This is a genomic window from Candidatus Hydrogenedentota bacterium (genome assembly GCA_013359265.1).
GTDB lineage: Bacteria > Hydrogenedentota > Hydrogenedentia > Hydrogenedentales > SLHB01 > JABWCD01.
This window is the reverse complement of the sequence record JABWCD010000017.1, coordinates 21789-34848: the sequence shown is the minus strand read 5'-3', so window position 1 is coordinate 34848 and position 13060 is coordinate 21789. Positions and strand designations below refer to the sequence as shown.

The 13060-nt window shown below is 60.0% G+C and carries 8 protein-coding genes; all 8 read right to left on the bottom strand.

Translation table 11 applies throughout. The annotated features are described in order from the left end of the window. Positions 1-5 precede the first annotated feature (5 nt). Entirely contained in the window at positions 6-2366 is a 2361-nt protein-coding gene (locus HUU46_15550; protein ID NUM55060.1) for a YfhO family protein, read from the bottom strand. Next, entirely contained in the window at positions 2348-4816 is a 2469-nt protein-coding gene (locus tag HUU46_15545) for a YfhO family protein (protein ID NUM55059.1), read from the bottom strand. Before HUU46_15545 ends, HUU46_15550 begins: the two co-directional genes overlap by 19 nt. 65 nt (positions 4817-4881) lie before the next feature. Then, the gene (locus HUU46_15540) at positions 4882-5697 is read right to left on the bottom strand and encodes a polyprenol monophosphomannose synthase (GenBank protein ID NUM55058.1); all 816 of its coding nucleotides are present in this window, start codon (positions 5695-5697) and stop codon (positions 4882-4884) included. A gap of 79 nt (positions 5698-5776) precedes the next feature. Beyond that, positions 5777-6931: an acyltransferase gene (locus HUU46_15535; GenBank protein NUM55057.1), complete on the bottom strand. Its 1155-nt coding sequence runs from the start codon at positions 6929-6931 to the stop codon at positions 5777-5779. Further along, on the bottom strand, positions 6932-8071 hold the full coding sequence (locus tag HUU46_15530; protein NUM55056.1) for an acyltransferase: 1140 nt from the start codon (positions 8069-8071) through the stop codon (positions 6932-6934). Further along, a complete protein-coding gene (locus HUU46_15525) occupies positions 8068-9267 on the bottom strand; it encodes an acyltransferase (GenBank protein NUM55055.1) in 1200 nt (399 codons plus the stop codon). The genes HUU46_15530 and HUU46_15525 overlap by 4 nt, the downstream gene beginning before the upstream one ends. Positions 9268-9347: 80 nt before the next feature. Then, complete coding sequence (locus HUU46_15520) at positions 9348-10367, bottom strand: SGNH/GDSL hydrolase family protein (GenBank protein ID NUM55054.1); 1020 nt, start codon at positions 10365-10367, stop codon at positions 9348-9350. A gap of 22 nt (positions 10368-10389) precedes the next feature. Then, positions 10390-12987, bottom strand: coding sequence for a hypothetical protein (locus HUU46_15515; GenBank protein ID NUM55053.1), 2598 nt, complete (start codon positions 12985-12987; stop codon positions 10390-10392). Positions 12988-13060 lie beyond the last annotated feature (73 nt).

Below are 13060 nucleotides of genomic sequence, written 5' to 3'. Positions count from 1 at the left end.
CTGCCTCACGATTGGCCCATCACACGCTGGCCGCGCCGCTTCCGCTGGTACGACAGCACTGCGGCGGCAAACGTCCCGGAAACAGCCAAACCCACGTACGAGACAATCTGCCCGGCACGAAATCCCGCAGGACGGTAGCGGAAATCCACCGTATGATCGCCGGGCGACAAATGGACGCCGCGGTAGATGTGGTACGCGGGAAAGACCTCTGCCGGTTTGCCGTCGACCGTGGCTTCCCAACCGGGCGCGTATCCATCCGCGAGCACGAGTATGCATTCGCTGTTCGCATTCGCATCGACGCGAACGTATTGACTTTTCCACTCGACGATCGAGGCATTGCCTGGCGGCGATTCGCCCTGCGCGGACATCGTGACACCGGTCGGTGTGTCGGTATAGACGACATGCTCCGGGTCAAAATCCGGTTCGTTCATCGCCTTGAACATCTCTTCCGGCGTCGCAAAGTGCCGCATCGACCCGACGAGCCGCGCGCGCGGAAGCGTTTGGGTATACCGTGCGACGGTGACGCCTTCGGTCGTCACAATCGGTTCATAACTGTCCGGTATGGGCGCGCTATCGCGAAATACCGCCGCGCCGCAGGACAGCAACGCGTCGACCGGGGCGCCGGGCGCTGTGTTCAACGAGTCGTAGTATGGTTTGAACCGTTTTGGGTACACGGCGTCGTAACCGCCCAATTCCTCGATGCCGTACAGCGTAAAATAGCCGCTCCGTATTTCCTCCGGGTTGTATCGCACGCGGCATGGTTGCTCCTGCGATAACAGAAGATCGGTGACCTGCGTTTCGGGCACGACGTATCGGCGCGGCGTTGACGCCATTACGCCCCACATCGCGATCGACTGGTCCAGTACGCATAGCGCACAAAGCGCCCAGACACAATAGTGCGCGCGGCCCGCGCTCCGGCCACACTGGACCAGTGCGAGCAGTACGCCGCCCCCGATGGCCACTGCGATGGCCCACCGCGTGGTCACGAACGGGCCAAGTTCGACGTCTTTATCGATCTGTTCGATGTACCCGTCCGACAAGTATGGCGCGGTCAAGATAACAACGCCGATCAACAGTGCCCCCGCCCCCGTGAAAAGGGCCGGCCGGACCAGGCTGTGTACCGGCGCGCCCCCATTGACCCACGACTGTAAGGAAAGCGCTGCGACGAGCGGCAGCGCCGCGGTCGGAAACGCGAAGAAATATGCGGGCCGCGTGCCGCTGATGATCGGCAGGCGCCGGACGAACTCCGTCAAGGGCATGTCGCTTGCCAGATACAGGCAGATGGCGGACGCCGCCATGTACGACACGACGCGGGACCGTGCGGTGAAGTCCAGCGGTATGCGCGACGCAATCAGCGACAGCAATACCCAGGTCGTGATGCCAACGTACAACATGCCGGTGTACGTGTGGTTCGTCACCCCCCAGAAATTGCCGTCATGTTGTGTGCCGACCATTCGGGAACCAAAGAGTCCCAGCAGATCGTAGCCCGAATACGTGTAATGTGCCGCGCCTTCCGGGAAAAAACGGTCGATAAAATACTCCGTTTCCGGCAAATACTCGATGAACGGCAACACCTGAATGGCGGACACCGCCAGCGCCAGAGCGAACGCTCCCGCGGCGCACAGCGCGCACGCGAAGGTATGTCGCCACAGTCCCCGTGAAGCTGCCAGCCGGAATAGCGCATAAAGCGCGAGACCGATGCAGCCGAGCATTACCGTCGACGGATGCCCCGCGAGAATGGACATGGTCATCGCGATGGTCAAGATCGCGGCGCCCGCGCGGTACCGCATGTTCAACAGCAACTCCGCCCCCGCCAGGAGCAGCGGCAGCCAGGCCATTACGTCCGGCGGCGGATAGAATGTCCAAAGCTGGTTGTACCCCGCGAGCATGAAGAGAAATGAAAACAGGTTGGCGTACGGCGACCGAAGCCCCAGCATGCGCGCGGCCACGAATGCGTTGAATCCGCACAACCAAAAGCGGACCAAGATATAGAACGTCATCGCAGCGTACGGGTCGTCCATTGCGCGAAAGATCAGCCGTGGCGGGTAGAACACGGCGCTCTGAAAATTCCCAATCAGCGGGACGCCCATGAACTGGTACGGATTCCACAGCGGCCATTCGCCACGGTCGAATGCGTCGTTCGCAAGTTTGTACCAGACGCAGACCGCCGCCGTGACTTCCGATCCGAGCGGGTTCTGATCGGCGAGATCGGCCGGCCTGTGTGCCGACCATGGCGCTTTCTCGTACATGTGCGACATAGGCACCAGTACTTCCCCGCGAAGGAAAACGCCCGGGAAGAAAGGCGCCAGCACAACGGCCACGAGGACCGCGTGAACGAGATACGGCTTTACGGATTGGAAATGCATCGAGTCGCCCGTCGTTTCGCGGCCCCCTTGTACAGCACCGCAGTCGCGCACGCAAGCATTCCGGCGAGCGAGGCGACGGACAACCAAGCCCCCATGCGGAACAGCGGTGGACGATAGCGAAACGAAACCGTATGACGACCGGCGGGCGCCTCGACGCCCCTCATAAGGTGGTATACGGGAAAGATGCTCAACGGCGTAGACTGGTCCAACGTCGCTTCCCAGCCGGGGTAATACGACTCGGCCAGGACCAGCACGGCATCCTCGGTTGCTTCGAACTCCACGTCGACGCCATTCCAATCCCACCGGGTAACGCGCGCCTCGCCGGGCGGCCCGCCTGCCGAGGTCCGATTGGGCGGCGCATCTTCCCCTTCCACGAGCGCGAGATTCGTAGGATCGAAATTGGTCGAATTGATGCGCGCCAACATGGACTCAACCGAATCGTGCCGCTCCACACCGCCAACCAACCGGGCCCGCGGCAACGCACGGGTGTTCTTCGCCACGATTACATCGTCACGAACGAACTCGATTTCGTAACCCGGCGGTACTTTTGCTTCGCCTGCCCGCGGCGCCGGAAAAAAGTAGCACGGTGTGGCGAGCGCCGGCTCGAATGCGGCCCGGCCCGATGGCGTGAGTTGGTCGATCAGGACTTTCGCGTAGCGCCGCGGGACAATGGTGTCGTACCCCTCCGACTCCTCGATGTCGTAAACAATTGGCAGGGCGCTGGCGACGAGTTCCAGCACCGATACCCTGTACGGGTGCCCGCGTTGCTGTATTTCCTCGAACAGCGGCATTGGCGGAAATACATGGGACCGAGGCGAGGTCGGCTGCATGCCATGCCATGCGGACAACAAGTCAATCGCAAGCGCGCCCGAGATTGCGATGATACCGAAGCGTCGAAACCGCTGTGCGAAGGCCAATGCGAGGCACGCGAGCGAAAGCGCCAACATCCCAATCGTCCAAAACACTTGCTTCCACACGTAGCCGTCAAGGCCGCCGTCCATCGGCTCGAGGGGCACACCCGCCTTGCTGTCGACAAGCAGGTCCTTCAGCAGCGTGCCATGCGCAGTCATGGCGCGGTCATGCTCGGCAAGTTCAGGTCCGCTCGACCACAGGTGAACGATAGTGATTACGACGATAATCGTGGCGAGCAGCGCCGCGGGTACGAACTGCCGGAACTCGGCCCGGGATTCATACCAACGTTGCAGCGCGAACGCAGTAAACAACGGTACGCCGAATATGAAGAAGGAAAGGAAATAAATCAGCCGGACCTTGTCGAATAGCGGCAACGACAACACCAGCGCCGCCCCGGGAAGACTGAACGCGAACCACATTGCCGCGACCGACGTGACCTGAAGCGCGCGGACGCGCGCGCGGGCCACGGGTGTAAAACCCTCGCCCCGAAACGACAACGCCGCCCCCAGCCAGCAGGCGACGCCGATGTACGCCATCATCACGTACAACGCGTTCATCCGGCCCCAATAGTTTCCGTGCAAGTTCGTGCCGAAGTAGGCCGGCGTCCACAAGACCGGGATGTCCAGCGGCGACAGGTAGTAGTTGCTCGCGCTGTCCTTGAAAACCGTGTCGAGCACAGACTCGCTCAAGCGGAGCGTCTCCACGAAGGGCAGAATCTGTATCGAGGTGACGAGCAGCGCGGCGCCCCCGGCGCCCGCGGCGGTCCCTATCGCGCGCAACGCGTGCGCCGGCGAGCGCAACGCGGCGAGCCGCACTAAGAAATACAGGCCGAGCATGAGCGAGAACGTGAGCGTGTGTTGCGCGCCGGCCGCGAACGCCATCATCGTCGCAGAGACGAAACTCGCAGCGAACCCGCGCCGCCATCGCCCTTCCACCAGCATCTCCAAACCGGTGTATAGCAGCGGCGCCCATGCCATCGAATCGACCGTCGTATAGCTGCACCACGTGATCATGTAGCCGCCGAACATGTACGCGATCGAAACGAAACGCGCGTAGGCCGGCGGCAGCGAGACGTACCTCGCGCACACGTACGCCAGCATTCCGCCCAGCCACAGCTTCGACAAAATGAACAGCGTGAACGCCACGTAGAGATCGTCGATCAGGAGGAACATGAGGCGGGGCGGGTAAAAAATCGCGGTCTGGTACGAGCCAATCAGCGGCACTCCCATAAACTGATACGGGTTCCATAACGGCCATTCGCCCTCGCACATCGCCTTCGCGGTCAGGTAGTACCATGCGTTCGCCTGACGCGGGGTCTCAAGGACCATGTTCTGAGGTTCAAGATCGGGTGGCATGTGCGCGCGCCACGGCGCGTAGAGATAGATGACGTTTGCGGGAAACGCTACTTCGCCGCGCAGAAACACATCCGGAAATACCGGCACAAGCAGCACTGCCAGGAGGAGCGCGTGGATGACGTACTCGCGAATTGATCTTGCGCGAATCGGCGCGGACCACTGCCGTGGCGGACCTACATGCACTACAGCGTGTCCCAGCGTCTTCTGCCGCCCAGTAGGCCGACGCACAAAATGGACGGAAGCATTCGTCAACTCCCGCGCGAGTGGTCGCGCGCGGCGGGCATGGACGTGGGGGAGAAGAGGCGCTCTGCTCCGAGACGCAACACGACGAGAAATGCCTCGAACGCGATATCCAGGTTCATTTTCGACACGCCGGTAGTGCGTTCGTAAAAGATGATGGGCACATCCTTCAACCGGTACCCCATTCGCCATGCGCGGAACACGGTTTCCACCTGAAAAACATACCCATTCGCACGGATTTTCGTCAGGTCCATCGCGCGCAGCACATCGGCCCGATAACATTTGAAACCCGACGTGAGATCGGTGATCGGCATGCCCGTCACGAGTTTGGCGAAGCCCGTGCCGAAGCGGCTGATCAGGAGCCGGTGCAAGGGCCAATTCACGATGCTTACGCCGTGCACGTAGCGCGAGCCGACGGCCACGTCGGCGGAATCCATGGCGTTCAACAAGTCCGGAACATACGCCGGGTCGTGGCTGAGATCGGCGTCCATTTGGATGAAGTACTCCGCGTTCGAGAAGCGCTCGAGCGCGTGCAGATACCCGGCGACGTACGCCGCGCCCAGGCCGCTCTTTGCCTCGCGGCGCAACATGCTGATGTGCGCCGGATTCGCGTCGATACTCTCCTGAATGACCTCGCCGGTACCGTCCGGCGAATTGTCGTCCACGAACAGGACGTGGGCGTCCGGCACGCATTGCAGCAGCTTCGATAGAAATGGCCGAATATTGTCGCGCTCGTTATACGTCGGCACGACAACAACTACGCGCGGCGAAGACCCCGGCCCCGGCGTTCCGGTCTCACCCGTTTTCCCACCCTGCACACCCATGACCCTCATGAGGATGCCGTATACAGGGTTCGGCAATCAATTAGCGCGCCTGAATTGGATTCGGCGGCTTGATCGCATCCTACACCGGCCGGGACTTCACGAACGCGAACCGCTCCTTGATCCGCAGGAACGGTTTTTCGAGCACCGCATAGGAAATCGCCGCAAGCGCAAGCACGACGGCCGCCGAAAGAACCATGTGGGCTACAAGCCGTACGCTGGGCGTTAGCGTTACTTGCGCCAAGAGGTACTGCGAGGTTCGCCCCGCGATAATGTGCCAAATGTAGAGTCCGTAGGAAATCTTTCCAAGATACGCAATTCCACGAAGCAGTCTCGATGTATAGGTTCGAGGCGGCGCCGTCGCAGCGCTTGCCACAAGCAGCATGCTGCCCGTCGCCGCACATGAATACATCCAAGTGACCGGAATCCCAACCAGGAATCCCCGGCCCGCGGCCACCAGCGCAAACATGCTGACACCGGCCGCAATCATTCCGCACCGTGCGGCCGCCGGAAAGGATGCGGGCCAGCGATGCAGCCCGTACGCCAGCATCCCTCCGAGGGCAAAACAGTCCATCCGCGTAATAGTGCTTTGATGCGCCGCAACATTGAAGTCCGGAGCGTCGATGGTAACCACCAATCGGTACAGGGTGGAGCATAGGAACAATCCCACGAACGACGAAAGGAGTACGGTGGGACGCGTCCAACGTATGAGAAGCGGCCACACCAGATAGAACTGCTCTTCCACGGAGATTGTCCAAAGATGCCCGGTGATTGTCGGTATCTCACCCCAGAGTACCGCGTACCAGTTCCCGACAAACACAAAGGTCATCGCGTAATACAGGAACGGATTGTCAGTCATTGCAAGTTCGTACGAAAACGTTAAGAGCACGTAGCAGTAATACAGTGGCCAGATACGAAGGAGCCGGCGAATGTAAAATGCCTTGACATGAATTGTTCCGAGTGCGTCACGTTCCCGCAGCAACAATTCCGTTATCAGGAATGCGCTCAATACAAAGAACAAGTCAACTCCGTGCCCTCCGAATCTGGCGAATGGCACGAGAACATAGTGCGCTAACCCTGCCGGAACTCCCGCCGCCGTGTAGTCTCCGGCTTCGAGTGGCATGACGTGCACAGTGAACACCAACAGAAATGCCACAAATCGCAGCCAGTCCAGCTCCGGGCGGTAAAAGCGCGGCCCGGTAACAGGTAAGTCTTCGGTTCTTGATGAACGATCCATCTACTCCGGCCTCGATTGTACGAATGTGAATCGGCGCTTGAGTCGGAGGAACGGTTTTTCCAGGAGTTCGTAAGACACGGCGGAGATTACCAGCGTCACCACTCCCGCTACAATCGTGCGAGGAATCCATGTCCACTCAGATGCAGGCCATATTTCGCTGATTGCCGCGTCCATGGCGTGCAAAACGGCGAAGTGAAAAACGTACGCCCCGTAAGAAACCTTGCCCAAGTACGAGAATACGCGGCCGATGCCACTTGTCGTGTTCGTGCCCAGCGAGCCAGCGAAGGCGAGTATTAACAGGGCGCTGGCGCCGGCGGCTAATGCATATGTCCATACAGCCGCAGGGCCGAACTTTCCCGCAAATGGTGCGCTGCCGCACAGCCAGAATGTGGTAAATGCCGTAATGGCAAGCAAGATCCGGCCGGTTCGCGAAACGCGAACAGCCCGCCGGTGCAACTCGAGCGCAAGCAGTCCCCCAACGGCAAAGCCATCGAGCCGGGCCAACGTATTGCACCACACGCCAATTGCCGGTTCCGGATCGCTGTGCACGTATACATATCGATACACGCACGTGAACGCGAACAGCGCGCAGAGAATGGTTGCGAACCGTCGTTGCTTCGCGTGCTGTACAAGGTTGGGCCAAACCGCGTAGAACTGTTCTTCGATACATACGCTCCAAAGGGGGCTGCAAAGCGACGGCAGCAGTCCGTGGTAGACGAGGTACCAATTGCCGGTAAAGGCCAGGTGCGTCACGTGGTATTCGATGGGTATGTTGTACCACAGCACGTCAAATGGCATGGCCACCAGAATGAACGTCACGTACAACGGCCAAATCCGGAGAATACGCCGGACGTAGAACGACCGGATGTGGACCCGCCCCGTGAGTTCCTTTTCGCGCAGGAGCAGTTCCGTAATGAGAAACGCGCTCAGCGTGAAGAACAAATCTACGCCGTATCCACCTGACTCTACGATTGGCAGGATTATGTGCTGGCCGATCCATGTGGGGATGCCGAGAGCCCGATACGCCGCGGCGTCCTGCGGAAAGGAATGCATCATAAACACGAGGGAAAACGCTACGAAACGCAGCCAGTCCAACTCGGGCCGGTAGTACCGGTCGTGTCCGGAATCAGCTTGCGTCATTCCGGGCGCGACCTGACGAAGGTAAACCGCCCTTTCATTCTCAAGAACGGTTTTTCGAGCACGGCATACGAAATCATCGACAACACGAGCGTGAAGATGCCCGCGAAGGCCATGCGCCAAATCCACGACCATTCCGGCGACGCGCCAGCGAGCAGGTAGTCGGCGAGGCGCAATGCGGGACCATGAAAAACATACAGTCCGTACGAGATCTTGCCGAGATACGATAAAGCCTGAAGCAAAGGCCCAAGCGTCGTTCGTGGGGGCGACGCAGCAAACGCGAAGATGAGCGCAACACTGGCGGCTGCCACGAGCGGATAGGTCCATGCCGGGGACTCTCCGTAATACCCGCCATATGGCACGCGGCCAATCCCCCAGAAGATGCCTACCGCAAGAATGAACACTGCCGCACGAGCCAAGAACGGCAGAACGATTCTTCTGCCATGCAGTGCGCACGCGAGCAGCCCTCCAAGCGCGAACCCGTCTAGGCGCGTAAACGTGTTGTACCAAACCGCAAATGGGAAAGGTGGCGTACCGTACACGTAGATGATTCGGTACAAGCACGTAAATGCGAAGAGACCAATCAGCATTGCAGCGAACCGCTTCGTCTTTGCCCGCGCCATCAAATTGGGCCAAACGATGTAGAACTGCTCCTCGACGCACACGCTCCACAGGTTTCCACAGAGGGATGGGGACCCACCTGTGAAAACGATGTGCCAATTCCCAGTGAAGGCGAGTAGTGCGACGTGGTAAGAAAACGGGATTCCCAGCCAGAACACGTCGAATGGCAGCACGGCGACAATGAACCCGATGTACAATGGCCAGATTCGCAGGATACGGCGTAGATAAAACGCCCTGATATGGACCTTGCCGGTTGCCTCCTTCTCGCGCAGCAACAACTCGGTGATCAGAAATGCACTCAATGCGAAAAATAGGTCGACGCCGTACCCGCCCGCCTGGACAATAGGGGCAATGATGGCCTGCGCAAACCACAGCGGTATTCCAAGGATGGCATACTTGGCTGGATCGGACGGAAACGCGTGGAGCAGGAAAACCATCGCGAACGCCAAGAATCGCAGCCAGTCCAACTCGGGCCGGTAATAGCGAGAGGGCGTTTGATCCGCTCCTTCCCGGGATGAAACGTCCGATTCGGGTTCTGGCCCCCGGTGCCCCAATGTCACCGGTGTTGGGGTCGCCATACGCGCTCCTCCGCCTTACTGGCGTGGCTCGCGATTTTAACGACCGCCCTCCGAAGGAACAACCGCCGGGGGACGCCCGTCTATTGCCGGGCTGCCGGGCGAATGCCAATGGCCCCGTCTGCAACGATCGCTTGAGCGACGAATGCGGCGACGTGCTCCGCGCCTTCGGCGTTGGGATGGACAGCATCAACCGGGCTGAACTGGTCCTCTGAAAGGGGAGTGTCCACGAAATGCACGCCTGACGCTTCGGCGACTTCGCGCGCCGTGCCGATGTAACGGCGATGCACGTCCTGTAAATCGTCGAGCGAATGGGCGACACCCTTGTGAATATGGAGGTAAAGGGGAGCATTCTCGACAATCTGCTGGGTCAGGCGCGTCGGGTAATCGACGAAATAAAGTGCAACGTTGCGCTCGCGCGCGATGCGGACCATTGTGCGCAGGTTGTTGGCAAACTCGTCCAGGCTGACAGAGGGCTTGTCGGTCGGCTGTGGACGCTGCGCCGATAGAAGGACCAGGCGGCCAACTGCAAACGTATTCAACCAAGCAGCCACCTTCGAGTCGGCGTTGTCCAGCCGCATGGGATTGCCATGCGCGTGATCGTTCCACCCGACCCGAACCACGATCGCATCGAGCGGGCCGTCGTATTGACGCAACACGCGCACGCAGTGCCACGATGTGTAACCGACGGTCCCGGCATTAACGACCGTGCAGGATAATTTCTCTGCGAGAAACTCCGCGTAACTCTTGAAGCGGATTTCGCCATCGGTCCAGATACCGAAGGTGCCGCTGTCGCCGAGACACAATATCGTCGGGGCGTCCGGTTTCGTTTTTGTCCCCCGGTAAATTTGGTAACCGCTCTCCTCAATCGGCAATCCGACGCGGGCCGCGCTTCTCGAATCGTTGCGCCACCCAAGATATGGATCGGACTTGTGCCAGTAGAAAGCCCCGTCTTCCGGTATTCCGACAAACCACTTTTCGGCCAGCCGTGCGCCGAGTTCGGTAAGCACGCACGTCGCTACGCTGAGAACGAGTATGTACGACAGCAGCCGTCCAACCCGCCCATCTCGCGATGCCGCTTGTTCTTGATGATCGGCAGACATTTTGGTCGTGCGCGCCTTCCCGTCAGTTGGCCCCAGCGAGTGTTGGACCTCGCCGCCGCAGTTGCCAAACCGCCCATCCGAGACATAGTGAGACGTAGCCGAGAGTCCCAATGGACGAAACCCACATGCCCCCCGCGACGATCGCGGGCGCGTACTCCAGCCGGATGCGGTGATGTCCTGCGCCCAACGGTATCGCCTGGAAGGCGTGGTTCGCGGGCACAATCTCGTAGGTACGCTGTTCGCTTCCCGGCAGTGGCGCCGCTTTCCATCCATTGCTGTATGCGTCTGTGATGAAGAGTATTCCGGCTGCGGCAAGCTCGACTTCGAGTTCGACGTAATCCGTGGACTCATCAGTCACTGTAATTCGTTCGCTCGAGAACCTGCTTTCGTCGGTCTGCGTCGAAGGCGCGGGCTCCGGTTCGCCTTCAAGCACGAGCGCGTGTTCGAGATCGAAGCCGGCCTCGGTCAACGATTCGAGCGCAGCGCGGTTATTCGGGGCGACAACATAGTCGCGATAGATCGAGAAGCGCGGGAGAGGACCGCGCACTTGGTACACCCCCTCGATCCCGCCGAGAATGCCATCGACCGGCTCCGGCCAGAAGTACACATACTTGCACCGCGTCAGCCGGAAGAGCGGCGGCATTTTCACAAAGCGGTGCTTCGTTTCGCCGTCCGGCGGTTCGAACTCGAACCGGAAGATTCCCGTCATTACCGACACACTGATCGGGTCGAGAATGTTGGTCAGGATCACATCATTCACAAGGTAGTCCTGTCTGTCCTCGCCACCCAGGGCGAACGCAAAAAACTCCGCGTAGCGCCTCAGCATGACCGGATCGTAACCCCACGCCGTCTTCATACCGATGTCCACCGGAAAATTGCGCCGCCAATTCGGATTGATGGATTTTGCCTGCAGTTCGCGGTAATCGCCGCGGTCATTCTCACGCAACTCCGTAAGCGCCTCGCTCGTGAGCGTATCGATGTCCGTTGTTACGCGGATATACCGCGCGAAAACCAGAACTTCGATCGCGCTGAAACAGAGCAGCACGATTCGATAGTTCCGGCTGCTCCGCGAGCGATGCATCAGAAACGCCGTCGCGATGCATGCGCCCGCGCCAACAAATGCGCTCATACTCGCAATCCACACGGACGTGTCCATCGCGGCGTCATCCATCTCGAACCACCAGTACGCCTCGCCCGACTGTTCCACACCCGCGACGAGCGCCGTCCACAGTCCATTGGGCCTGTCGAGTATCGATGGAAAACTTTGCAGGCCGATTCCCGCCGCGGCCAGGCACACGGCAATCGAAATGGCCACGAGAGCGAACCGTCCTGTACGTCTCGGACCTTTGACAAATGCATCGGCGCCCAGTCCCACCAGCATTGCCGCAAAGACCAGCGCAGGCAGCAGGAATTTCGACGGGGCGCGAAAGCTGCCGAGGCCCGGCACGACGTAATAAAGCGCGGTGAAGAATGGAGTGTAGCGTCCCAACGCCGTCAAGAGCAGGATGACCAGCATTGCGCCTGCGTACAGGCGCGCGTTTCTCGGTGCGTACGCGGCGCCGTACACGAGCAGAAAAAGCGAGCCCACGCCGATGAAAACGCACACGTCCCACAGGCACCAACGCCCCCAGTAGTTCACGTGCGTGTAGTCGCCGAAGAACAGCGGCGTGATCGCGGTCAGCAGGTTTTCGATCGGCAACGACCACGACGACGCGAATTCGAGCGACGTGCCCTCCGCGCGCAGGCTTTCTCGCGTGGTGTGATAAGCCGTGGCAATGGGCGCCGCGGCAATGAGCACAGGCGCGGTTGCGACAACTAGCAGGGCGCCCGTGGTCCGCAACCGGTTGGGATGCCGCGCGAGCCGCAGGATGCAGTAAACGGCGACGGCGAACGCGTTGTTGTAAACGGATGGCGGATATCCCGCGACAAGTTGCATGGACACGGCCAGAATCCCCGCGAGTATCCACCCCGGCGAAATGCGCTCGAGTAGTTTATCGACCGCCAGCAGCGTCAGCGGCAGCCACGCAAAAACGGCAATGACGTTGAGTTGTCCCAGGTTGAGGCGCATGCTCACCGGCGCGCCCGCCATAACGACAGCCGCAGCCACCACCGAAGGCATCCAACCTGCGCCGCGGTTGCGCACCCACGCGAGCGTCGAAAAACCCGCAAGCAACGTGTGAAACATAATCTCCGCGTTGATCGCGTTTGCCAGCGGCAGTGTCAAGTACAGTAGTGCGTTGACGGGGTAGAACATCGCCGACTGCATGTTCCCGGCAAAAGGCGCACCGCAAAACACGTACGGGTTCCACAGCGGCAGGTTCCCCTTGGCCAGTTCGCCAAATCCAAATCGGCGCCAGCCTACGAACGCGCCGCACGTATCGCCAAACACGTGCGACACAACCACGTTGCTTCGCGAGACCAGCAGGTCGCCGTAAAGAAAACATGCGAACGCGAGCAACGCAAAGCTCGCATACAAACCGCCGTTGCCACGTATCCGGTGGACCGTGTCCGGTACGCTCGGCGTAATATGGCCGCTTGTCGAGGTCATAAGCCTGCGTACATTACCAACAACGGTACGCCCGCGCGAACCATGCCCCGCCAAGCCGAATCGGTTATCCATAAGGAGTTTTGCTATCGTACTGCGGAGTCAAACGGATACGATTTGTTTTCGGTTAAGAGGAAACCGGGCTGCC